Consider the following 23581-nt stretch of genomic DNA (forward strand, 5'->3'; position numbering starts at 1 on the left):
AGCCGATACCACCAAAAAACCCTTAACGAAAGTTAAGGGTTTTTATTTAACCTGCATTTTAAGAAATGAATATCGGTTATTAAATAAGCTGATTTATCAACTGCCTTAATAAAGGTACCACGGTTAATTCAAACCAGGGGTTTCTCTTTTGCCATATTTTATTACGCGGAGATGGATGTACGAGTGGTAAGTATGTCGGTAAATAATCATTGAAGTTTCTTACGGTTTCTGTTAATACCTGCTTTTTTAAATCCTTTAGGTAATAATTTTGCGCATACTGCCCAATAAGGATAATCAATTTAACTTCGGGCATATGGCGTAGCAATTGCCCGTGCCATAAAGGGGCGCATTCAGAACGTGGCGGCAGATCGCCTGAGGTGCTTTTGCCCGGGTAACAGAAGCCCATAGGTATTAAAGCGAACAATTGAGTGTTATAAAACTGTTCTTTATTTACACCAAGCCATCTTCTTAACTCGTTGCCACTCTGATCATCCCATGGAATGCCGCTATTTTGCACTTTTTGCCCTGGTGCCTGGCCTATTATAACAATCTTAGAGCTGGAACTTGCCCGTACTATGGGCCTTGGTAGATTAGGTAAATAGTTTGTACAAACCGTACATAATCTTATTTCATTTAAAAGTTCATCCACTGCTGAAAAATTAGCCGGTTTAATATTATTGAGCAATAGTCGTTTATAATTTACAGCAAGCTAAAGGACGGTTAAATTCCACATAGCCATAAATATTGAACTAAATTATGAATTATTGCCCTATTTCAAATTCCACCAAACCAAAGTCTTAGGCACATCGCCTAAAGTATAAGGTTCGCCAATGCGAGGTACGTTTAGCGGCATCCCTGTTTTTTGGGCAGCAGGCACAAGGGTTTTTATGGGTTCATTCCATGGGTGACCAGCTTCCGGGAACTTTGACCAGTGAACGGGCTGCAGCATGTGGGCTTTAAGGTCCACGGCAGCCTGTGCTGGCTGTCCAAGGCCTAAATGAACATAGGGCTGATTGTATTGTCCGCACTCCAGAAATGCGAGGTCAAACGGGCCATATTGCTTTCCAATTTGTTTGAAGTGCGGCCCATAACCACCGTCGCCACCGTAAAACAGTCGGTATTGACCCGCTTGTATTACGTAGGATGCCCAAAGCGTTCTGTCTGCTTTTTTGCTGTAAGTACGTTCGCTGTGGTGCTGTGCAGAAGTAGCTGTGATTTTGATACCGCCGGCTAGTAAGGTTGATTGGTTCCAATTTAGTTCGATGACCTTTTTAGGATCAAATCCCCAGTAAATTAAATCTGCACCCACGCCTAGCGGCACCACGGCCATTCTAATCTGATTTTTCAATTTTATAAGGGTGCGATAATCCAGGTGATCATAATGATCATGCGAAATGATCAGCACATCTATTGGCGGCATATCCTTGGCGTGATAATTCTTAGTACCCGGGAATGCCTTAATTAAACCGGGCACCGGGCCGGCATGGTTGCTAAAAACCGGATCAATGAGGATATTACCCTGCAGCGTTTTAATGAGCAAAGACGAATGCCCGAACCAAACGACGGTAGGTGCGGGAGAAGTCAGTTTCTTCAGATCGGTATTAACCCATGGTATTGCCGATGTAGGCCTGACAGGGCCAACATGGTCGCGAAACATGGCAGCCAGGCGATGGTGCTTGAAAGTAGAGTCTGGGCGTATTACCAGGTTTTGAAAACTGCCATTTTTGTAGTTAGACATTGTGTCCAACCGGGTAAGTTCTTCGCCTTCCGGATTTCTACCTAAGGAGCGATACTCACCACAACCAACGATTGCCGTTAGTAATAGCACAATCATCCCAATGCCTAAGAAATTATTTTTCATACTTATAATGATGCAAAATAACGCGTAAGGTTTAATGATTGTTTCGCAACCTTGAAATCAGCTATAACTCAAAACAAACTAAAACCCAAAAGCCGGCATCACCAACGCAAACATTTTGGTTAATAATCGCTTATCCCTATAAACATACCATGGACGACGCCGAATTCAGAGAACAATTTAAACCGGTACATGTGCCTTCATCATTTGAGGATGCTGCTAACCTGCAAGACAAAGTGGTATTTGCCCTGGCAGAACTAAATGAAGCGATGGCCGATGAGGTTGCGCGGAAATTAGAAGAACTGGAGCCTGAGCAGCCTCACAAACCTGTCATCAGTGATGTGCATAGGGTATTATCAGAACTTTATCAAAAAGGTTTGATAGCCGGAAATGAAACTGATAGCGGCCTGGTTTACAACCTGCATAAAATAACGCATGCCAATGACGGCAGCGTTAATCCTGACCTTTTGGCTCCCGGCCTTGATTAACCTTGTATTTTAATTGAGATGAGGAGACGCGAAACAAATACTGAATTAAAATCCTCGTTGGATTTCAATAAAACCACTGCAGATCGTTTTACAAATGCGGTAGCATCCGCATTTGGTAGTTTTACGTTTTTGATCTGCTGTATCCTGTTTTTTGTGGTTTGGGCCGTGTTGAACTGCCACATCGTTCCTAATCTCAAGCCTTTTGATCCTTTCCCATTTCAGATTCTGGAGATGCTGGTGTCTCTTTTTGCCATTATTTTATCCGTTTCGGTATTGATTAATCAAAACCGGCAGGGCAAAATAGAAAAGTTGCAACAACAGATAGAATTTGAGGTAAATGTTCGCGCGGAGGACGAGATCACCAAAACGTTGAGTATGCTCCATGAAATACAACATCATTTAGGCATTAAGGATAAAGGCGACAAAGAGTTGGAGAAAATGAAAGAAAGCACCGACATTCACGAGATCCATAAAAGGATAGACGACGGGGAATCGTCTGCTTAAAACATGCTGGCCTGTTCTGTTCCCGGCCCTTGTAATTCTTGCTGATAAGTGCGAATCAAACCGATGATATCTGCGCCATAAGCTGCAGCTTTTTGCGTGCCTACACCTTTAATAGTACTCAATGCCTTCAAAGTTGCCGGCAGTTTCTCTGCAATGGCAGCAGCTGTTTTTTCAGATAAAACCATATTGGGCATTATCTTTTCATCAACCGCCTTTGTTTCACGCCATTCCAGCAATCGCTCGTACAGCGCTTCGTTTGCTAATGCGTTTAAGGCTTTAAGGTAGGAGCGGTCATGGCTATTCAGTTTATTTTTACTGAGACTTAAATAAGCATCGGTATCGAAAGGATTTATTGCAAAATGTTCCAGTAAACGAATGCGGTTCATCATCCAGATAATCATTTGATCTGCTTTAGCAGCATTTTCTTTCGACTGATTGATGTAAGCCGGTAGTTGCGTATGCAGATCCTCTACCGCCATACGCAGTTTTTCCAAAAAATAGCCTGCTGCCTGCTGGCTGCGTTCAGGCTTTAACTGCCTCGTAAATTTCTCAGCTATATTTAAAATTTCAGTTTGAAACGTCGGCAATAAAAAAGCAAAACCTTTCATTTTGACTTTTAACGGAGCGAAATTAAACAGTTCACTAAGCAGGTATAAACGGTATAGCTCGCGGTCGCGTTCCAGTTTTTGACTATCGGGTTTGATTTCTGTGGCTTTATCATTAAACCGGGCGACGGCCGGATCGCCAATAATATTATGCGCAGCAATCGGATTACGCAGTACCATGCCACTCAAACTACGACAACGGCTCAGCGCCACATAGGCCTGCCCGTGCGCAAAAGATTCGGACACATCAATAATGGCTTTATCAAACGTAAGCCCCTGACTCTTGTGGATGGTGATGGCCCAGGCCAGCTTGAGTGGTATTTGGGCGAAACTGCCGGCATTGGTTTCGTTAATAGCCTCGCCCTCTAATTGGTATTTAACGTTGGTCCATTCAACAGCTTCCACGGCAATCTCTTTGTCTTCGCGTCCACATTGTACATAAACTACCTTATCATTCACCGCGGTAACAGTACCAATTTTCCCGTTATAAAACAACTTCTCGGCCGAACTGTCATTTTTAACAAACATCACCTGTGCGCCTACTTTTAATTTAAGGCTTATTTCGGTAGGGTAACCATCTTTCGGAAACTCACCACGGATGGTGGCCATAAATTCGTGTTCCTGCCCCTGCAATGCCTCCAGCCATTCGGTATTAATTTGCTGCGCGATGTTGTTGTGGGTAGTTAATGTAATGTACGGATCTGCTGGATCGGGCTTAAAATCCGCAATATATCGTGCATTTAACAGCCCCAGGTTTTCTTTGCTTAAACTTTGGTTGCGTACTTCGTTCAGGATATCTACGAAGGCTTGCTCTTTTTGCCGGTATACATGATCCAACTCAATGCGTACATAAGGCGCTTTCTGTAATACCTGGCTGCTAAAGAAATAAGGCGTATTGTAATATTGGCGCAAAATACCCCACTCTTCATCGCGGATGATGGGGCTTAATTGAGATAGATCGCCAATTAATAAAAGTTGTACCCCTCCAAACGGATGAGCAGACCCTTTGACGTTTCGCAAAATCAGATCGATCTGGTCCAGTACATCGGGCCGCACCATACTTACCTCATCAATAATCAGTAATTCCAGGTTAGCCAGCAGTTCGCGCTTTTCTGCGCTGTAATGCATGTCGGGCTGCTCAGAGCCATTGGGGATGATAGGCGCAAACGAAAGCTGGAAAAACGAATGGATGGTCATGCCCCCGGCATTGATAGCAGCCACACCAGTTGGCGCAACCACGGCCAGTTTCTTTTTTGATGTTTGCCTGAGCTGCTGTAAAAAAGTTGTTTTACCCGTCCCCGCTTTACCCGTTAAAAACACAACCGTGTTGGTACTCTCCAAATAATCACCTGCCAGCTTCATTGCTGCATTCGTCTCAGCCATCGTACTACAATAATAATCACGATCAATTAATAATACTTCGGTTGTGAAGAACTTTAGATAACATTGGCTTTCGCAATTAGTAAATTAAAACCTTTTGGTATGATGCTGTATTATTATAAGAAATCAACTACTCTTGTAATATGAAAAATCAAATCAAACTTTTATTAGTGGCATTAAGTATAAGCACCGGTATTTTTGCCTGCAAAGGCAGTGTTAATAGTGGCGACGCAGGCACAACGCCGCAAGACTCGATAAAAACCGGCTGGGATGTAAATGTTGACACGGTGGGTAAACATACCAATCTTGTTGTCGATACCACTAAAATGCACGATACAACCACCAAAAAATAAAATAGAATTAATAGAAAAGCCTTTAGTTTATAGCTAAAGGCTTTTTTGATGATTTTAAATCTCCAAAACAGATCATTTTTAAAACACAAGTGAAACAGCAGGCCGCCGTGCTATTTAGAGGCGTTGCAGATCGATATCCAATTTACCAGAACTAAACCATACCGACGACAACACACCCAAATTTGTGGTTTTAACTTTTTTAATTGCGTTTCCTGCAGTTATTTCATAATAACTATTAGGTGTTAATCCTTTAATTTCTCCTTTTACTCTTCCCGGATTTTTGATGGTAAACGACAGCTTATCACTGCTCCATTTGTTAACTGTTAAATTGATTGACTTCGCAGTCGCGTCAATATTTAATATGCAGCTGTCTTTATTTAGATGGTAATAGCTAAGGTGGTTACCCTTTTGCGACGCACCAAAATCCTCTTTGCTACTCACGGCAAAGCCTTTAGTACTTAAATTGTACTCCCCGGTACTTAGCCGTATGCGATAGGCAGTATCGCGCAGCGTATAATAAAAGTCGGTACCGTTAAGTTCAGGAGACATGTTGGGTTCTAAACCCATTCTGTTCCATTTTGGGCGGATGCCATAAATGTCGCTATAGAGCGCGGTAATGGTGGTGCAGATCCCTGATAGTACATCGTCGCCTTGCCCTAATTGGGTAACGCGGCTGTATCGTTGCGATGACAATCCGTCTTTATTGTATTGCTGCAGAATGTTATGGATATATTTTAGAGCTATTGCACGGTCATATTCGGCATATGAGCGGATGCCCAGGTAGCCCCAGGTAGGGAAGATGTCGCCGTTTTCATATTTGGGGAAGGGCCAGTTACCGCCCGAAACTTCATCCTGTTTAAATGAATCAAAACATAGTGGCCAGTGGAACAGGTGCTCAGACTGCATGCGTTTTTCAATGTTATCCAGGATGATTTTCTTGCGAGTAGGGTCATCGCATATTCCAAAAGCAATAGCAGCAAAGTTTACCGGCGTTACCATATTGTCGCCATGGGTGCTGCCGTCCTTATCGCGCCAGTAAACATACTGCCCGGCTTTTGCCGACCAGAACCCGCCGTCTTCAATAGGCTTATTGAACGCGGTTTTTAACTTAGCCGCAAGCGAGCTGTAGTATTTTGCTTTTTCTGTATCGCCCAAAGTTTGCTCGCAATCGGCCCAAAGTACCAACGACCGGTACATCTGCGCGTTTACAAAAGCATTTTCATAGCTGGCCCAAACAATGTCCAGCCAATCGCTTGATGTATGATCGAACCGGCTATTGTTCATCATTTCAAAAATACCGTTATGGTCGCTGTCGCGTGCTATGAGCCAGCCCAGCGCGTTCTCGCAGCTTTGTCGGTGAGATTTTAGCCAGTCTATTTTTCCGGTGACATCAAACTGTTCGCAAACGTTAATAATATACCCGGTTTGTGAGTCGACAGTGTATCCCCACATAGCCTCATAGTAACCTGTTTTTTTATTATAAGTGCCCGGCATCTCATCGCCTTGAACATTGTGCCAGCGCGATAAAACCCTGCCATCGGGTTTAATAGCCTCGTCGCGTTCCTGGTCCAAAGTGACTGATAGGTTATTAGTATAATTCGGATCATCCACCGCCATGCCAATCTGCGCAAAAAATGGTTCATGCATACACTTCCAATTACTTAGCCAGCCGTTACCACCGGTAATACGGCTATCAACCACGCCATAACGCGCTGTGGTGTTGAGCAATTCGCGTACTGCAATAGCATCAATCCCTGGTAGTTTGCCTCTTGAGTATTGTTTGTCATAGTTCACATATGCTAACTCGTAATTAACCACCACCTTACCTTTGTGTACCTTAAAAGGCGCAAAAATTAACTCGCGGCCGTTTACAAATCGGCTCAGGTTATAGCGCTGATTCAGCTCATCATCGCTAACCACATGGTTAATGGTGAACTCGTTTTTATCGCTATGGCTATAACGGGCTGCGGTTTGTCCGTTGCCGGTTTGTGTTTTTATCCGCAGGCCAACGCCAGTTTTTGCGTTCCATAAAGTCACGCCACCGGTATGTACGCCATAGGTATCGTTTACACCTTTAAGGTATTTGCACCATACCATGCCGCCATTATCTAAAATACCACCCGTCCAGGTGCTAGTATTGTTGAAGCTCCATTTTGGGAAAGCGGTATCGTCTAATTCCGCATCGTTATTATATTCGCGGGTTATGCGCCAGTTGATTTTATGGCTGTCTGTCATAAACTCCCAGGTTTCATTAACCTGCAGATCGTTATCGCCATAAATAATACCGGAGATAGTGGTCTTATTTTTTTCCTGGCGGATGCTTACAGGTTTGCTATTGTAACTGGTACCGCCTTTGCCCGATTGCAGCGACACCCCCGTAAAAATGCCCGAAGGCGAAAGCATATTTACCCCTTTAATGGTAAGCTGTTTTATGACGACACCTTTTAAATAGCCAATGACCAGCCCAACAGGATTACCCGGACTTGATATGGTAATTTGTTTTGTAGCGGGATATTCAGGCTTTATAGGTTTACCTGCAGCAAATATCGTCAACGGCAAAAAAAGAGCGACACCTAAAACTGCAACTATATTGGTAAGTTTTCTCATAGAATAAAATACAGGCAATGATGGTTTACTGTAGTAGAAATACTTTCTTAATAGCCTCTAAATAACCATAACCATTCACATTATCGGGTTGCAGGTAGCTGGTTTCTGTCCATTCGTTCCAGCTGTTTATGGTGATGAGCGGAACTTGTTTTGGATGAGCATCGGCATAATCTTTTGCCATACGCAGGGCCTTTTCAAAATTCTCGGGCGTATTGTTTCTCACTACTGCGCTTTTACCGGTACGCGGGCTGTTATCCCAGCCTACACTGATATGCGGATAGTAGGGGATGTCAAATTCGGCATCGATCTTGGCCCACTCTTTCTTCATTTGCTCCAGAATGTTCAGGTAATCATCATTAACATTTAAAAAGTGTGCAAACTGGTAATGGGTGGCACTGGTGAAGCCAAGCTTTTGCAATACGGCGTTTTGGGGTTTCTCGCCCTTATCGGCATCTACACCGCTAAAGTTAAAGTTGGCACCCCACATGGTAAATTGCAGATCGAGTCCCGGGAAGCCCGCTTTTTTAGTTTCCTCGCGGAACCATTTCAGGGCGTCGATAGTTTGCTGTAAACCGCCCAACCCGTTGATCAGGTTAGGCAGATCATAGATCATGAACACCGGCTTGCCGTTGATTTTATAATATTGTGGTGATTTAAAGTATTTGTCGATATCGCGTTTGCAGATGCGTTCAAACTCATTACGGTCAACCCGGCCTGTCCAGATCACGTTGTTTTCGTTGTATTTATTCAGGCGGGTATCCCAAACGTTAACCACATCATGGTTGGCCCACATTAAATAAAATTTCATTTTATCGCGGTTGCCGGCTTTCAGGAAACCATTGTCCAGCGTGGTTTCCATAAACGGGCGGCCATCATACCAATACCAGTCGAATATAAACACATTAACCCCATGGTCAACAGCCTGGTTAATTTCCATTGACATGACGGCCGAATCAGCCTCGTTAATAGTACCCCATAACGGTTTACGGTTCCAGTAAAAGCCGGGAAAGCGCTCCTGTACACTCGTTACCGTTTCCCACTCGCCAATACCCGACGGCCAGAATGGGCGCAAACGCGGATCGTCACTGGCATAAGCCGGGTATAAAAATGCGGCTACATCATAGTGGCGTTTGGCGGTTGAATTTTTATTTTGGGCTGATGTGGTAAGTGCGAAAAAGAGCGTGCAAGCTAAAACGGAAACGATTTTGAGTTTCATAGATCAAATATTGACTATACTAAGGTATAATTAAACAGGTTAAAATTGGCAGGAATGACCGGCGCATGCCAAAATCATCCAAGTCTAAAAGTATTTCATCTGTTTTTATTAACCGTCCTGCACTGTCTTGTGGCGCATGGGCCGTAAAGAAGCGTAACAGATAGTTGGATCTCGTCCATTCATCCATGTACAAGCGCCCTTTGTCCATGGATTAGGGGCGCTTAACAGTGCAATTTTGAGGTGTCAATAAAGACAAATAAAAATTAGATTTATGCAACGTTTAATCGCACTTGAGCCGGCAACTGCTACCGGGAAAACTAAAGAATTATTTAATGCCCTTGAGGCTAAACTGGGTATGGTACCCAACATGATGCGTACTATGGGTAACTCGCCCGCGGCGTTAAACGGCTATTTATCATTTAACGCAGCCTTAACCGAAAGTAACATCGGAGCGAAATTGGGAGAGTTAATTGCGCTGACGGTAGCTAATGCCAATGGCTGCGACTACTGTAATGCCGCCCACAGTTTTATTGGCGAAAAGTTGGTACATATTGATCTAAACACGCTTGCAGATGCCCGCGAAGGGAAAGCCGCAGATGCTAAAACGCAAGCCGCACTTGATTTTGCCCTGTTGGTGATATCAACAAAGGGCCGGGTAAGTGACGGGGATATAGCAACAGTTAAAGCCGCCGGTTTTGGTGATGCAGAAGTTGCCGAAATTATAGCACACGTGGGGTTAAACATTTTAACCAATTATTTTAATATAGCAGCACAGGTGGTAGTTGATTTTCCTGCCGTACCTTTAGCAAACATAGCCGCTGTTTAAGGGATGATGGGCCGGTTTAACCGGCCCATGTTTTAAATAATAAACAGAATAAAAGCTAAGCTGATTATATAATTAAAAAAGGTGACTGCTCAAACATCATACACGTTGATTAACCCTAACACCCAGGGGTTGGCTTTTGAATTGTTTTCTTTTGAGGATGACCAATATTTCAGAGAGGCTAAACGGCATGGTCATTACTCACTCTTGTTTATAACCGAGGGCGGTGGCAGGCTCAAGGCCGACTTTTCGACTTACCAGTTCCAGGCTCCGGCGCTTTTGTGCTTTTCTGTTTATCAACCATTTACCATATCGGCCGAAAATGGTTTGAAAGGCATCCTGATTCATTTTCATCCTGATTTTTTCTGTATTCATAAACATCAGGAAGAGGTAGCCTGCAGTGGCGTGCTGTTTAATAATATTTATGAGCCGCCAGTGCTACAATTAAAAGCAACGGAGATGGAACAGTTGTTAACCATTGTTTCGCATTTAAAAGCTGAAATCAGCCGCCCGGAGTTGGCACAGTACGAGTTGATGGTATCTTACCTTAAAATATTGCTAATCAATGCTTCGCGTTATAAGATAAATGGCCGGCCAGATATAGCGCTTAGCTCAAGCAAAGAACCGTTTATTTTGAAAACACTGAAAGATGCCATTGAAGAGTATTATAAAACTAAACACCGGGCCGGGCAGTATGCCGAACTGTTAAATATTTCTACCAAAGCGCTTAACAAACTAGCCACAACGCATTTTAGCCGCACGCTTACCGACTTAATCAACGAGCGTATTATGATTGAGGCTAAGCGCGAGCTTTATTTAACCGAAAAGCCGGTAAAGGCCATAGCTTACGCACTAGGTTTTAATGATGAGTTTTATTTCAGCCGTTTTTTTAAAGCTAACGCCCGGGTATCTCCGCAAATTTATCGTACTACGGTTGGTTTTGGCAGGGGGTAGCAATCTATGGAAGGTTCTGTTTTCCATACTTAAGTTTCATCAAAATCTCCGCGATCGATTTCCGGCTTAAGCCCGATAAAAAACCTTTAACCGCAATGATTAAAGGTTTTTTATTGACATTTTATAAATTATTAAAGCTCGATGTAGGTATATGCATACTTAGTAGTGGCGGTGGGGCTATTTGGATATACATAAGAGGTTGCTGTGACATAGCCATCCTCATCATAAGCATTTGTTACTGTGATATTATTTTGTGTATCGTTTGGCCTTACCTGTGTTTCAGTTACTACACGCCCATCTGAATCAAATGTGTAGGTGTAATTAGTAACCTGATCCGGACTATTGGGTACTGTGGTAACACTGCCTGCCACCAGGTTGGGACTTACATAGTTGTTTATAGAAGGGTATTGAATTGGTTTACCCACAACCTTTTTGTCGGTAAAAGTATTGGTAATAACCGTCCCGTCGTTAACTTCTGTTTTTATGTTGTTGCCGTTTGCATCGTACGTATTAATAGTTACAATGCCGCTATCGGTGTGTACTTCTTTAACTCTGTTGCCATCAAAAAGGTAGTCCGTAGCACTTGTCGCGGTTACTGTAGTATTTGCATATTTTGTGGTAGCTGCATGGACTATAGACTTGGTATCATCATAAGTATATTCTGTTAGGGTTCTATAGAGTCCGGTTGTTTGAGTTTGACTAAAATCTAAACTTATTAAGCGGTTGTTGTCATCGTAGCCGTAAAGTATTACAGTTTTACCTCCCGCGTCGTTTTGTGTCGAACTCGCCATCCGTTTTTTCGAATCATAAGTATAGCTGGTATTATAGGTCGAACCCATAAATATGGTGATTGCTGACGATATATATATTGTTTTGGTGGTAGGGGTGTCAGTTTTAGGGGAATCGTTTTTTTTGCAGGATTGGGTGCAGACAACAAATGCCAGCAACCCCATGAGGGATAAGGTTGTTTTCATAAAAGAAGATTTAAAATAGGTTTATACTAAATTAAAACTTTTAATTGAAAAGCAACAATTAAATTCCCGAATTACGCTGCCTTAAACTTTTGTTCGACGCCACATGATTTAAGTTAACCGGTATGGTGTAATGACTCACCCGATCTACGCTTTGCCGGATCACCCTCTCTTCCACGAGTGGGAAAGAGGGTAATTGTTAATATCGAATAATGAATTCTGAATTTCGAACATCGAAGTACTTTATCATTCATTATTCAATATTTATCGACCCTCTTTCCGCCAAAGACGAAGAGAGGGTCGACGAGCAAAGCGATGTCGGGGTGAGTCTCCACCTGCATACTATTCCTTTAAAATCTCCGCGACCGATTTGCGGCTTAAGCCATAGATAAACTTTTGGCCGGGATAATATTTTTCGCGCAGCTCAAAGTTTTCAAATGCTGGCCCGCCGGGCAGGTTTACGTATTGTTTAGGGTCGGGACTGGCACCGGCCCAGTATTTAGCGCGGCCGTTTACACGTACCTGTAAGGATGGATCGTAACCTGAATTATCTTTGCGCCAGTATTGCGTCAATTTAAAATCGGGGCGATAGCGCCAGCCTTTTTTAGTTTGATAGGCGCTGTCGGTTGGCCATGAGGTTAATTCGGCCAGGCTTTCGTTTTGTTCGGCTAACGCGATAGGGCTGCCATCTTTTAGTTTTAAAAACTGAGTTACGGGATAGCTTTGCTTTTCAATAAAATCAATACCGTTGAAATTGCTGTATAATTTGCGCGAGTCTACTATCTCATTATTTAAATGCAGCAATCGCAGGCGCGAATAATTACCCATGGTGGCTGTAAGCGCACATCTGTCCATACGGGCGCTGTTGGCTTTATTGTTAATTTCAAAACAGATTTCCTCGGGCCGGTCGCTGCGGATGCTGATCTTCAGATAAGGCGCAGCCTTATCTGAATACTGTTCCATAAAGACAAACAAGGTTAGTTGTTCTACCGCTGGTTTGGCAGGGTCGGGGTGAGTGATCACTCCCAGAGGTTTAAGGGACGGGTTATAAGCATCATCGGTTTTCTTATCACTCGCCCATAATAACTTTCCCCATTTGCCGTCTGTAGCCGATGGCGAGATTTCGCTAAACTCGATCTTGCCATCAACAATAGGTTCAATAGCGATGTAGTTGATCAGGTAGATTTTGCCCTTGTACTCATAGCCAACCTGTATCAACCCCCGTGGGCCGCCGCTCCCTGTATTGCCGGTTTCAACCGCATTTGGCCACAAGCTAAAAACAATACCGTCGTGTATGCCCCATAGCTGTTTGTTTGATGTTGCGTCTGGCCGAATCCACTTGCTTTGCGCGCTTGCGGCCAGGCTAATCAAAAAACAAAAGGCTAATAGGAAAGTATTTCGTTTGTTTATAAAGGACATAATTGGTTTATTGAAAATAGAAGTTTAAAGATATTTTTTATCGGCTAAGCAATCAATAAAATTGGGTCAATTGTTGGTTACAATCTCTAAAAAACTAATTTAGCTTTAAGTACCCACACCGCCATGATTAAAACACTCGAAGGTTATTATCTCTCAAAACCAGAACCTTACCAAAGCTGCCTGTTGGCTTTGCGCGATATTATATTGAGCGCTAATGCAGATATTAGCCATGAGCGAAAGTTCCAGATCCCGTTTTTTACTTACAAAGGCAAAAAGCTGGCTTACCTGTGGCTGGATAAAAAGAAGTTAAAAATGGGTTTCTGCCTGGATAAAAGCCTGCAGCCGGTAATGGAGGGCGTGAGGCCCAAAGATCAGTATGAATCCGTCATTATAGATCCTGATGCAGATATCCCCATTGATATCATCTTGAATAAACTGAATTATTACATATTACTTATCGACAAAAAATAAAGCCAATCGTTTTGTGCGATTGGCTTTTAGGAAGATATAGAATCGATAATGTATTTACAGGTTGTTTACGTAATCATCAACCAGGTCATACTGTTTTGAGTACCAATTGTTCATGTACTGTGTTTCGTTATTTAGCGTTTGGCTGATATTGCCGGCCCTGTCAGCCTCCCTGTTAAACGCAAGTGTGCCGGCAAGCAAGTTTCGGTAGAACTCTATTCGGTTCGCCACAGTTACTTTACTTAGCTGGTTGTTTTTTAATGATGCCCAGCGGGTTTTTACCAAATCTTTAAAGTTTGCAGCATTAAGTTTAATTAAGCGCCAAAACAGGTAATTACTGCTTACCCCCAAAATTGCATTATCCAGGTACATTCCTTTCCAATCGCGGCCCAGCGTGCTGTCCATATCCCATGGTGTATAAAAGAAATTGCCGTTGGTGCGATAATCATAAAAGCTGAAGTATTGATTTTTGCCCATATTATCAGTTGCGTCGATCGCATTCATGAAAATGAAATACTCAACCAGGTTATTGATATCCACTTTGCTGGCTATATTACCCGAAAAATCCTGATCGGCTGAGGTGGCTACAAATTGCGCGAAATCATGGAGATATTTCCAATCGGGTGCCGGTGTGTCGCCCAAATCGGGGTAAGAAAGCTCCCAGCCCGCCCAGGTAGCCGAGCTGTTGCTGTAGCCGGTTTTATCTAAAAATGTAGTTTCGTCTGTCACTTCGTCTGACTTATAAACCATGCCATATTGCTTTTTAACTTGCAGTTGTTTGCGATCCATTTTTTCGGTAAAGCAGTATAAACCGGCATATTGACCGTTTACAAACACCTCGCTCATATATCCCCGCGTGCCGTTTAAGGCTGTAGGTTCTTTGGCTATATAGGGTACGTTATTAAAACTATTCCAAAGATCGGTACACACCCTGTTACGCATACGGGCCTGATCAATATACATCGCATCTAATATCCAGTCTTCGTCGTTACGCAGGCCCAGTAAGGGTATATCGCGCGCAACACCATTTGCATCGACCGTATTTATTTTGTACGACTTTTTGGGCAGGTACTGTGCGGTAGCGCCACGTATGGCTATGGTGATGTTTGAATGTGTTTGTAAGTCGACTTTATGACTTTGGTAGTCCGGATCAACCAGGTTCATTGTTGCATCACTTTTAGTTTCGTCGATAACATAATTGATAGACGGGGTAGTTATCAAAACCATAGGCAGGCCTGTAACAACTAAAATGTAAGAGACGGTAGCACCGTCGCTGCCCGCAGCATCTATTTTGAGCTGTTGATTAGTTTGAAGCTGATATTTAAGCACATCGCCACTTTTTAATTTAATGCCATTAATATAAACAGCAGCAGCGGCAACACTATCGTAACCAACGGTATAACTTGATAACGTGGTACCCGGGCTAACCGGGAAATAATAGCAGTTGCTGGTAGCATCAAAACCACAGTAAGCACCATTAATGCGTAGTTTTAGCAGCTTGGGGGTACCGGATGCTACTACCGGAGGATTATTATCGCCTGTTTGGCTGGTGATAGTGTTGTTAGGCGCGATAGCTTTATCGGCTTTTTTGCATCCTCCAAATAATAAAATCAATAGCAGGCAATACAGTTGATATTGTTTGGTCATAAATAATTGTTTCAAAGCAAAGTTTAAGGTTGGCAGCAATGGCTATTTTACTAAGACTTCGTGCTGTATCAGTTATTTGTTGGGTGGGGACGTTAAATAATTAAATATTATAAATGTTACACGTAATAATTTTGTGCAAAAACAGTGGCATAGTGGGCTTTAACTATATTTGTTTATAAGCCAGTTTAATACACTTGGGCCAAACCAATTATCAACAAATCAGATACAATGAAACTAAATCCTCGCGGTAGTAAACTTGCCGTCGCGCTGCTTATACTCGGATCAATAGCCGGTAAACGCGCAATGGCTCAAAATACCAATAAGCCGCTATATCTCGATTATAACCAGCCTGTTGAAGCAAGGGTGAAGGATCTCATATCGCGTATGACGCTGGAGGAAAAAGCCGAATACCTGGATCACGTCGGTCCGGATATCCCGAAGTTTGATATTAAATCAGACAAGTGGAACCAGAGCTTGCACGGTGTAGTATGGACGCGACCAACTACGATGTTCCCGGTTTCGATAGCTATGGCCGCCACCTGGGATCCAAAATTGGTGTATAATGAAACTACCGCTATATCAGACGAAGCCCGTGCTATTTACAACGGCTGGCATAACGACTCCAATTTCCAGGGCGAAAAAAAGGGTTTGATCTACCGCTCGCCGGTTATCAACATCAGCCGCAACCCCTATTGGGGCCGTATTAACGAGTGCTTTGGCGAGGACCCATTTTTGGATGGACGCATTGGTGTAGCACATGTTAAAGGTTTGCAAGGGAATGATCCGCACTACCTGAAACTGGTATCCACACTAAAACACTATGCGGTTAACAACGTGGAGACAGATAGAACCAGTCGCTCGGCCACGGTTAGCGAACGGATGTTGTACGAGTTTTGGCTGCCGCATTTCAGGGATTGTATTGTCGAAGGTGGCGCGCAATCTGTCATGGCATCATACAACGCTATAAACGGTGTGCCTAACAATATTAACCATATGATGCTGACCGATATCCTCAAAAATAAATGGGGATTTAAAGGTTTTGTAGTGTCTGATCTGGGCGGCGTAAATACCATGGTTAATGGCCACGAAAAGGGCCAGATGAGTTATGAAGAGGCCGTAGCTAAATCCATCAATGCCGGTTGCGATTTTTCTGATAAAGAGTTTATGCAATACATCCCCATAGCGGTTAATAAAGGTTTGTTGAGCATGGCTAAGCTTGATGAATCGCTGGCCCGGGTTATGCGTGATCGTTTTCTATTAGGCGAATTTGATCCGCAGGAAAAAAATCCTTACAGCAAAATACCCATGAGCGTTATAGGCAGCCCGGAACATATTGCTTTGGCTTTAAAAGCTGCGCAAGAATCTATGGTGTTGCTCACTAACAAGAACCATATTTTACCGTTGGATAAGAGCAAGATCAAAACCATCGCTGTAATTGGTCCGCATGCTGATATATTCACTGCCGGCGGTTATAGCGGCAAGCCGATAGATGCGATAAACCCTATGCAGGGTATAAAAAACCGCATGGCGCCGGGCACCGAAATTATTTATGCTGCCGGTGCGGAAATCACACCGCCTCGTAGAAATGCCCCGGCTTTTGATAAAGCTGCCGAGTTGCAAAAAGCCGTGGACGCTGCAAAAAAGGCAGATGTAGCTATAGTATATGTTGGTACCACTTTAAATGTAGAGGCAGAGGGTAAGGATCGCACTTCGCTGGGCTTACCCGGTAACCAGGAAGAATTGGTGAAAGCGGTGTTAGCCGTTAATCCACGCACCATTATGGTGTTGATGAATGCAGGTCCACTTACTATTCCATACATCAAAGAAAATGCACCGGCCATTTTAGAGGCCTGGTGGCCGGGCGAGCAAGGCGGCAACGCCATTGCCGATGCGCTGTTTGGCAACATTAACCCCGGCGGTAAAATGCCGCTGACGGTCTACGCATCTGAGGCGCAAGTGCCATCGCAGGATGAATATGATGTAACTAAAGGATTCACTTATATGTATATCAACGGCGCTCCGCTGTTCCCGTTTGGGCATGGCTTAAGTTATACCACCTTTGCCTACAGCAATCTCAAATTATCGGCCAAACAAATAAAAACCAATGGCGATATCACTGTTTCTGTGGATGTTAAAAATACCGGAAAAATGGCTGGCGACGAAGTGGTGCAGCTGTACATTCACGATGTGAAGCCCAGCTTGGTAAGACCTAAAGAGGAGTTGCGCGGTTTCGAGCGTGTTACATTAGCGCCGGGCGAAAGCAGGACAATTAGGATGACCATCCCAAACAGCCGATTAGCTTTCTACGACGAAAAGATTCATGACTTCAGAGTTGAGGCCGAGCCGATAGATGTGCTGGTGGGCAGTTCTTCTGCAGATATTCGTTTAAAATCGCAGTTTACAGTGAGTAAATAGAAATTAACTGCATATCATGCAAAAGCTATAAATAAAAAAGGGGCCTGTTTGGCCCCTTTTTTATTGTTGAAATCCGTCCGGCAAAAAATCCAATGAAACAGAGTTCATGCAAAATCTTTTATAAGTAGGCGGCGGTCCATCGTCAAAAATATGACCCAGGTGAGAGCCGCATCTGGCGCATAATACCTCGGTGCGTTCCATCCCAATCGAGTTATCCTCGCGGTAAATAACGGCGTCCTTCCTTACGGCCTCGAAAAAGCTTGGCCAACCGCAATCGCTTGCAAACTTGGCGTCAGAGCGGAATAGTTTGTTACCGCACACTGCGCAGTAATAAGTGCCCTTGTCGCTGCTTTTCCAGAACTTGCCGGTGAAAGGGCGCTCGGTAGCTGCCTCGCGGGCGGTAGCATATAAATCAGCCGGCAAGATTTTTTTCCATTCGGCGTTTGATACACTTAACTTTTTGGTATCGGTGTTTGAGTAATAAGGGTTATTCTCATGGCCGCTTTTGGTCTTTAAGTGCTGTGCATTGGCCGCGCCAATCCATCCCAAAAGCAGGGCGCTTAATATCATTAGTTTTCTCATGGTTTCAATTTGTCTTTAAACGCTGCTTTAAATTTCTCTAGCTCGGGCTGTATCACATATTTACAATACGGTTGGCTGCCATTCAAATTAAAATAGTTTTGATGATAATCTTCGGCCTTATAAAAAACTGTAAACGGCACTACCTGTGTTACAATTTTTGATGGATAGGCTTTAGAAGTATTTAGCTTCGCGATGTAATAGTTGGCTTTATTTTTTTGATCGGCATTATGATAAAAAATAGCCGACCGATATTGTGTACCCACATCATTACCCTGCCTGTTAAGCTGAGTAGGATCATGCGCTACAAAAAAGGCCTCAATCAACTCGTCGTAAGTGATTTGTTTTGGGTCGTAAATAATGTTGCAGGTTTCGGCATGGCCGGTAGTGCCGGTGCAAACCTGTTCATAGCTTGGGTTGGCTACATGCCCGCCACTAAAACCCGAGATCACTTTCTTAACCCCGCGCAATTGCTGAAATTTTGCTTCGGTACACCAAAAACAGCCCATAGCAAACGTTGCGGTATCAACAACCGCTTTTAAATGCGTTGACTTAACCGGCGATGCAAAAAGCGACATAGCGCCCACTTGCATCATTATTAAAAAACAGATTATCTTTTTCATATATATCTAACTAACGAAGATAGTCGTGGTAAAGATGCTTTCCTTACAGCAAAAAAGATATTTCTGATAATAGGTTGACAAAGACACCCAATGTGCGAAAGATTCGAAAAAATAATTAGTATTATGTATTGCATAGTACTATATAAATAATATATCTTTGTTTAATTAAATAATAGAACAATGAAAAGCTTAACAATCAACTTAATAGGCGTGTACCTTGCTGCAAGTATCGCGTCTTGTCATTACGGAACGGGCAGGCACGTAGTTATTAAAACCGGCGATAATTATGGCGAGACAAAAATTGAATACTCGGGCCGTGCCGATTTTAATAGTGACGGAACGGCTATCACCTACATCAGCCCCAAAGGTTTTGTAAAATATAGTAACGGCGACCAGGAATTAATTGCCGAAAGCGATTATGCTGGGCATATCACTTATCAAATAAACGACAGCCAAAAACTGCGGCAGCTAAATCCGCAGCAAAAAATATTTTTAGCCGGCGCGATAAAAAATATGATTAGGCTTGGGCACAATGATGACTAATATTTGAGCGGGATAATCATCGTCACAAATAAAAATGCATGGATAATTAAACATACATTTAAACTTTGTGTTAACACAGCACAATTTGTGTTTGATGCCCCTGAAAAAATATCTGTTACCGGTTTTATTAATAGTGTGCTTGATGCCTTTTCAAGGCAAGGCATATTCGGTTTTAACTCACGAGGCTATCATTGATGCCAGTTGGGAAAAATCATTAAAGCCGCTTATTCAAAAACGTTACCCCGGGCTATCAGAGGCTGATATCCGGTTGGCGCATTCTTATGCTTACGGGGGAAGCTTGATGGCCGATATAGGTTACTCGCCTTTTGGTAGTGAGTATTTTACCAACCTGATCCATTATGTACGCACCGGCGATTTTGTCAATAACCTCATCTCAGAGTCTGAAAGTGCAAATGAGTTTGCTTACGCATTAGGTGCGTTGTGTCATTATATGGCCGATCAATATGGCCATTCGCTTGGCACTAACGTAGTGGTGCCAATGACGTATCCGGACGTAAAAAAGAAATTTGGCCCGGTTGCTACTTATGACGAAGACCATACCGCTCACAGCCGGGTAGAGATAGCCTTTGATGTTTTGCAGGTGGCCCGTGGTAATTATGCCTCGCAGGCTTATCATGATTTTATTGGGTTTAATGTTGCCAAGCCGGTACTTGAAAAAGCCTTTCTAAAAACTTACGGGCAAGATATTAATACCATCTTTCCAAATCTCGACCGATCCATTAACAACTTTAGGTGGGCCATTAATAGCCTCATGCCTACGGTAACCCGTAGTGCCTGGGTTTTAAAAAAGGATGAAATTAAAAAGACCGAACCAGGTGTTACCAGCCGTAAGTTTCATTACCGCATGCAGCGTAAAAAATACTATGGCGAGTTTGGCCGCGACCGCGACAAGATAGAATTTAAGCAGCAACTGCTGGCTTTCTTTTTAAAGATAGTGCCTAAAATTGGTCCGTTTAAGGTTTTTAAATTTAAACCGATCAGTCATGAAGGTGAGGTTATTTTTATTAAGAGCTTTGATGAAGTTACACGGCATTACGAAGAAGCGTTAGCAATGTTGGATTATAAAAAGCCGCACTTGCCAAATGTTGATTTTGATACCGGTGTGTTAACCACCTACGGAGAATATGGCCTGGCCACTAAAACTTACAATGATCTGCTGGATCAGCTTGCGCAAGGTAAATATGTAGCGCTTACGCAGCAGCTAAAAGATAATATTACTCAATTTTACAGTAAGGCTGACACCGTTAGTCTCGCCAAAAATGATACGGATTCATGGAAGAAAAGACGGTTGATTTTGCAAACTATTGCAACTGAAAACACCGTCCCGGTAGACAGCTTACACACCACCAACAAGGTGAATGATAAAGTATTCGTAATTAAACTAAATCATTAACTTTACGCTTGTCTGTAAAGGCGTTTGAACCAATTTACACCTGTTTTCATGAAAATAGTATCACGGTTAGTAATAGCAATGATCTTGTTATGCGCGGCTATTAATGCACAAGCAAAATTTGTTATGCCCAATGAGGTTGTGATTCAAGATGACTCATTACTGGTGGCTTTTGACGCGACTACGGGTGCCTTGATAAGAATGGAACGCAAAGCCACCCATTGGGTAATTGAACGGCGACCCGACCTTGGTACTACTTTCAGGATGCTGGTGCCACTGCCTAAACAGCGAAGCAATTACGTCATGGGGCAGGGACAGCCGGCTCGTATTGAAAAAATATCTGATCATGAGGTTCGTATTCATTGGGATAAATTGACCAGTAATCATGGTGGTTTGTTACCCATGAAGTTTACAGGCACGGTAACTTTAAATAATGGTCAGCTCATGTTTAGCGGATCGTTAGAAAATAATTCCGATTTAACGGTTGAGACAATTGACTACCCGTATCTGGGCGATTTCTCCCGCCCGGCTAAAACATCGCCAATGCAGGTTAAAACCATGTGGTACGGCAACTTAGAGTCGGCAGAACTATTTCCAAACTTTGGTAACGACAAAGGCTACTGGGGCACATTTACGCCAATAAAAACATTCGACACCAACCGCAGTTTGTTTTGCCTGATACAGACGCCGGGGCAGGGTATGTATGTTGAAATGCACAATCCGCTGCAGAAATATTTATTGGAATTTACCTTCGTACAGAATCCGGGTGTAGAGCAATCCGTTAATTCGCCTGTGCCGCAGGTTGATGAGATTGACGGGCACGCCGTAAACATGGAGTTCAGAACCTGTCATTTTATTTTTGCGCACCCACATACAAAATTTGATCTGGTACCGGTGGTGATGCAATGCTACAGCGGCGATTGGCATAACGGCGTAGACATTTACAAAAAATGGCGCGCTACCTGGTTCAAAGCGCCACATGAGCCTGCCTGGGTTCAGGATGTGCATTCATGGTTCCAGTTACAGATCAATTCGCCAGAGCAAGACTATCGCGTTAAATACAAGGATATTGTGCAGTACGGAAAAGAATGCGCAGAAAACGGCATAGGCGCTATACAATTAGTAGGCTGGAACGAAGATGGCCAGGACGGCGGCGACCCAAGCCAAAATACAGATCCTAATTTGGGTACTACTCAGGATCTGAAGGATGCGATCAAAAAGGTACAGGGGATGGGTGTGAAGATGATTATGTTTGGTAAGCTAAACTGGGCAGATAAAACAAAAGATTGGTACAAAAAAGAGCTTTACAAATATGCCGCTACCGACCCTTATGGTATACCTTATGAGCATGGGGGCTACAGCTACTATACACCTACGCAACTGGCGGGCATTAATACCCGCCGCCGTGCGGTAATGGATTTTGTCAGCCCCGCATATCGCAACCGCATTACAAAAGAATTTCAAAAACTGTTAGACCTTGGTGGTTCGGGATGGTTGTTTGATGAGAATTGTCATCATGGCCCGGTTAAATATAGCTTTGCGACAGATCATGGATACACCGCGCCGGGCTATATTTACAGTGGCGATATGCCGTTGGCTTCGCAATTGCGTGCTGCAGCCGACAAGATAAGTCCTGATTTTCTATTCGCAGGCGAAGGACATATGGATTGGCTAATGCAATATTATTCAACGTCTTATTTCCGTATCAATGGCGGATCGATACCGGTTTGCCGGTATCTTGATTCACATTCGCCGTTGATTGTTGCGGTAAACGGATTTGATGATCGCGAGATGTTGAATTTGATCTTGATGGACAGGTATATCATCAGCTATGAACCCTATAACTTTAAGGGCCACATCACTGATTTTAGAATGACGCTTGATTATGGCAAAAAAATTGACGCGCTACGTAAACGGTACCGTACTTATTTATGGGATGGTGAATTTCATGACACTTTAGGCGCGACGGTAAGCGGCAATGGCGATTTTAAATATTCGGTATTTACAACGTCAACCGGCAAGAGGGCTATTGTGTTGGTGAACCCGGTACGTAAAGCGGTAAATTGTAAAGTAAATATGCACAATCAGGGCAAATTGGTTGTAGCATCACCCGAACAGCAGGACGCTATTGAAACAGATGGCAATGTAGAAGTACCCCCAAGATCGGCGCTAGTAATAATGGAGCAGTAAGATATTGAAGTAAAGAATAGTTATTTTAAATGCTTTTTAATAATGTCTGTTAATTCCGTCAAGTTAAAAGGCTTTTTCAGATAGGCATCGGCCAGGCCTGCTTCTGCAATTTCTTTGATATTACTTACTGCCGATATAATGATAACAGGGATATGGCTGGTGGATGGATCGCTCTTAAGTTGGCGACTCAATTGCTCGCCATTAGCATCGCTCTTCCATTCTGTAAGCCAGTTGTCAAGCAATATAATATCCGGCTTGATCTCATTAATTGATCTCAGAATTTTAGAATCCTCAGAGGATATCACCTCGTAGTTCTCTTCTTCCAATACATAAACAATAGATTCTCTAATGTCTCTGTCATCCTCAATTACTAATATCTTTTTGGCCATTGTAGTGTAGGTGTAATATACACTAATAACAGCGAACCATAGGTGTTTTGTTTTGGATGGGGACGAATTTTAGTGATAATTATGACGAATAAGGCTTGTTTTTCGTCATTTTAACAGGAGGGTGTCACTCTGAGCCTG

21 protein-coding genes are annotated in these 23581 nt (G+C 43.1%); 10 read left to right on the forward strand and 11 right to left on the reverse strand.

Annotation, left to right across the window (positions count from 1 at the left end; genetic code table 11):
- Positions 1-79: 79 nt before the first annotated feature.
- Together HB679_RS07930 and HB679_RS07935 are read right to left on the reverse strand one after the other, a co-directional pair.
- Complete coding sequence (locus HB679_RS07930) at positions 80-649, reverse strand: uracil-DNA glycosylase family protein (RefSeq protein WP_214071427.1); 570 nt, start codon at positions 647-649, stop codon at positions 80-82.
- 120 nt (positions 650-769) lie between these two features.
- Positions 770-1861: an MBL fold metallo-hydrolase gene (locus HB679_RS07935; protein ID WP_214071428.1), complete on the reverse strand. Its 1092-nt coding sequence runs from the start codon at positions 1859-1861 to the stop codon at positions 770-772.
- Between the two features lie 149 nt (positions 1862-2010).
- Here HB679_RS07935 and HB679_RS07940 point away from each other — a divergent pair, with 149 nt between their 5' ends.
- Complete coding sequence (locus HB679_RS07940; protein WP_214071429.1) at positions 2011-2346, forward strand: hypothetical protein; 336 nt, start codon at positions 2011-2013, stop codon at positions 2344-2346.
- 18 nt (positions 2347-2364) lie between these two features.
- Entirely contained in the window at positions 2365-2850 is a 486-nt protein-coding gene (locus HB679_RS07945; RefSeq protein ID WP_214071430.1) for a DUF1003 domain-containing protein, read from the forward strand.
- On the opposite strand, the gene HB679_RS07950 is transcribed toward HB679_RS07945, so the two are convergent.
- Positions 2847-4838 carry an HRDC domain-containing protein gene (locus tag HB679_RS07950; protein ID WP_214071431.1) on the reverse strand — a complete coding sequence of 664 codons (1992 nt, stop codon included), beginning with the start codon at positions 4836-4838 and terminating at the stop codon, positions 2847-2849. The genes HB679_RS07945 and HB679_RS07950 overlap by 4 nt on opposite strands.
- 140 nt (positions 4839-4978) lie before the next feature.
- Here HB679_RS07950 and HB679_RS07955 point away from each other — a divergent pair, with 140 nt between their 5' ends.
- Complete coding sequence (locus tag HB679_RS07955) at positions 4979-5188, forward strand: hypothetical protein (protein ID WP_214071432.1); 210 nt, start codon at positions 4979-4981, stop codon at positions 5186-5188.
- A gap of 114 nt (positions 5189-5302) precedes the next feature.
- Here HB679_RS07955 and HB679_RS07960 read toward each other — a convergent pair whose 3' ends face one another.
- Both HB679_RS07960 and HB679_RS07965 read right to left on the reverse strand, forming a co-directional pair.
- A complete protein-coding gene (locus HB679_RS07960; protein ID WP_214071433.1) occupies positions 5303-7795 on the reverse strand; it encodes a hypothetical protein in 2493 nt (830 codons plus the stop codon).
- A 25-nt stretch (positions 7796-7820) separates the two neighbouring features.
- Positions 7821-9011: a glycoside hydrolase family 99-like domain-containing protein gene (locus HB679_RS07965; RefSeq protein ID WP_214071434.1), complete on the reverse strand. Its 1191-nt coding sequence runs from the start codon at positions 9009-9011 to the stop codon at positions 7821-7823.
- Positions 9012-9282: 271 nt separating this feature from the next.
- Between HB679_RS07965 and HB679_RS07970 the strand changes: the two genes are divergently transcribed.
- Positions 9283-9837: a carboxymuconolactone decarboxylase family protein gene (locus tag HB679_RS07970; protein ID WP_214071435.1), complete on the forward strand. Its 555-nt coding sequence runs from the start codon at positions 9283-9285 to the stop codon at positions 9835-9837.
- An 81-nt stretch (positions 9838-9918) separates the two neighbouring features.
- The gene (locus tag HB679_RS07975; protein ID WP_214071436.1) at positions 9919-10788 is read left to right on the forward strand and encodes a helix-turn-helix domain-containing protein; all 870 of its coding nucleotides are present in this window, start codon (positions 9919-9921) and stop codon (positions 10786-10788) included.
- 131 nt (positions 10789-10919) lie between these two features.
- On the opposite strand, the gene HB679_RS07980 is transcribed toward HB679_RS07975, so the two are convergent.
- Positions 10920-11762: a hypothetical protein gene (locus tag HB679_RS07980; RefSeq protein WP_214071437.1), complete on the reverse strand. Its 843-nt coding sequence runs from the start codon at positions 11760-11762 to the stop codon at positions 10920-10922.
- Between the two features lie 339 nt (positions 11763-12101).
- Positions 12102-13178 carry a hypothetical protein gene (locus HB679_RS07985; protein WP_214071438.1) on the reverse strand — a complete coding sequence of 359 codons (1077 nt, stop codon included), beginning with the start codon at positions 13176-13178 and terminating at the stop codon, positions 12102-12104.
- A gap of 123 nt (positions 13179-13301) precedes the next feature.
- Here HB679_RS07985 and HB679_RS07990 point away from each other — a divergent pair, with 123 nt between their 5' ends.
- A complete protein-coding gene (locus HB679_RS07990; protein WP_214071439.1) occupies positions 13302-13649 on the forward strand; it encodes a DUF1801 domain-containing protein in 348 nt (115 codons plus the stop codon).
- Between the two features lie 54 nt (positions 13650-13703).
- On the opposite strand, the gene HB679_RS07995 is transcribed toward HB679_RS07990, so the two are convergent.
- Complete coding sequence (locus HB679_RS07995; RefSeq protein WP_214071440.1) at positions 13704-15308, reverse strand: CotH kinase family protein; 1605 nt, start codon at positions 15306-15308, stop codon at positions 13704-13706.
- A gap of 213 nt (positions 15309-15521) precedes the next feature.
- Between HB679_RS07995 and HB679_RS08000 the strand changes: the two genes are divergently transcribed.
- Positions 15522-17708, forward strand: coding sequence for a glycoside hydrolase family 3 C-terminal domain-containing protein (locus HB679_RS08000; RefSeq protein ID WP_214071441.1), 2187 nt, complete (start codon positions 15522-15524; stop codon positions 17706-17708).
- Between the two features lie 60 nt (positions 17709-17768).
- On the opposite strand, the gene msrB is transcribed toward HB679_RS08000, so the two are convergent.
- Both msrB and msrA read right to left on the reverse strand, forming a co-directional pair.
- A complete protein-coding gene (msrB, locus tag HB679_RS08005) occupies positions 17769-18290 on the reverse strand; it encodes a peptide-methionine (R)-S-oxide reductase MsrB (protein ID WP_214071442.1) in 522 nt (173 codons plus the stop codon).
- Positions 18287-18910, reverse strand: coding sequence for a peptide-methionine (S)-S-oxide reductase MsrA (msrA, locus tag HB679_RS08010; RefSeq protein WP_214071443.1), 624 nt, complete (start codon positions 18908-18910; stop codon positions 18287-18289). Before msrA ends, msrB begins: the two co-directional genes overlap by 4 nt.
- Positions 18911-19090: 180 nt before the next feature.
- On the opposite strand from msrA, the gene HB679_RS08015 reads away from it, so the two are divergent.
- From HB679_RS08015 to HB679_RS08025, 3 genes are all read left to right on the forward strand, one after another.
- Entirely contained in the window at positions 19091-19453 is a 363-nt protein-coding gene (locus HB679_RS08015) for a hypothetical protein (RefSeq protein ID WP_214071444.1), read from the forward strand.
- Positions 19454-19595: 142 nt separating this feature from the next.
- Entirely contained in the window at positions 19596-20867 is a 1272-nt protein-coding gene (locus tag HB679_RS08020; protein ID WP_214071445.1) for a zinc dependent phospholipase C family protein, read from the forward strand.
- Positions 20868-20915: 48 nt separating this feature from the next.
- Positions 20916-23054, forward strand: a complete 2139-nt coding sequence (locus HB679_RS08025) for a DUF6259 domain-containing protein (RefSeq protein ID WP_214071446.1) — start codon at positions 20916-20918, stop codon at positions 23052-23054.
- A gap of 20 nt (positions 23055-23074) precedes the next feature.
- Here the strand turns inward: HB679_RS08025 and HB679_RS08030 are convergent, their stop codons facing one another.
- Entirely contained in the window at positions 23075-23443 is a 369-nt protein-coding gene (locus HB679_RS08030) for a response regulator (RefSeq protein WP_214071447.1), read from the reverse strand.
- Positions 23444-23581 lie beyond the last annotated feature (138 nt).

The sequence above is a fragment of the Mucilaginibacter sp. dw_454 genome, assembly GCF_018449775.1.
Classification (GTDB): domain Bacteria; phylum Bacteroidota; class Bacteroidia; order Sphingobacteriales; family Sphingobacteriaceae; genus Mucilaginibacter.

Bases quoted from the DNA above. Each gene is read 5' to 3' on its own strand.
- HB679_RS07935 (WP_214071428.1), bottom strand. From the start codon at position 1,861: ATGAAAAATAATTTCTTAGGCATTGGGATGATTGTGCTATTACTAACG.
- HB679_RS07940 (WP_214071429.1), top strand. From the start codon at position 2,011: ATGGACGACGCCGAATTCAGAGAACAATTTAAACCGGTACATGTGCCT.
- HB679_RS07945 (WP_214071430.1), top strand. From the start codon at position 2,365: ATGAGGAGACGCGAAACAAATACTGAATTAAAATCCTCGTTGGATTTC.
- HB679_RS07950 (WP_214071431.1), bottom strand. From the start codon at position 4,838: ATGGCTGAGACGAATGCAGCAATGAAGCTGGCAGGTGATTATTTGGAG.
- HB679_RS07955 (WP_214071432.1), top strand. From the start codon at position 4,979: ATGAAAAATCAAATCAAACTTTTATTAGTGGCATTAAGTATAAGCACC.
- HB679_RS07960 (WP_214071433.1), bottom strand. From the start codon at position 7,795: ATGAGAAAACTTACCAATATAGTTGCAGTTTTAGGTGTCGCTCTTTTT.
- HB679_RS07965 (WP_214071434.1), bottom strand. From the start codon at position 9,011: ATGAAACTCAAAATCGTTTCCGTTTTAGCTTGCACGCTCTTTTTCGCA.
- HB679_RS07970 (WP_214071435.1), top strand. From the start codon at position 9,283: ATGCAACGTTTAATCGCACTTGAGCCGGCAACTGCTACCGGGAAAACT.
- HB679_RS07980 (WP_214071437.1), bottom strand. From the start codon at position 11,762: ATGAAAACAACCTTATCCCTCATGGGGTTGCTGGCATTTGTTGTCTGC.
- HB679_RS07985 (WP_214071438.1), bottom strand. From the start codon at position 13,178: ATGTCCTTTATAAACAAACGAAATACTTTCCTATTAGCCTTTTGTTTT.
- HB679_RS07990 (WP_214071439.1), top strand. From the start codon at position 13,302: ATGATTAAAACACTCGAAGGTTATTATCTCTCAAAACCAGAACCTTAC.
- HB679_RS08000 (WP_214071441.1), top strand. From the start codon at position 15,522: ATGAAACTAAATCCTCGCGGTAGTAAACTTGCCGTCGCGCTGCTTATA.
- msrB (WP_214071442.1), bottom strand. From the start codon at position 18,290: ATGAGAAAACTAATGATATTAAGCGCCCTGCTTTTGGGATGGATTGGC.
- msrA (WP_214071443.1), bottom strand. From the start codon at position 18,910: ATGAAAAAGATAATCTGTTTTTTAATAATGATGCAAGTGGGCGCTATG.
- HB679_RS08015 (WP_214071444.1), top strand. From the start codon at position 19,091: ATGAAAAGCTTAACAATCAACTTAATAGGCGTGTACCTTGCTGCAAGT.
- HB679_RS08020 (WP_214071445.1), top strand. From the start codon at position 19,596: ATGCCTTTTCAAGGCAAGGCATATTCGGTTTTAACTCACGAGGCTATC.
- HB679_RS08025 (WP_214071446.1), top strand. From the start codon at position 20,916: ATGAAAATAGTATCACGGTTAGTAATAGCAATGATCTTGTTATGCGCG.
- HB679_RS08030 (WP_214071447.1), bottom strand. From the start codon at position 23,443: ATGGCCAAAAAGATATTAGTAATTGAGGATGACAGAGACATTAGAGAA.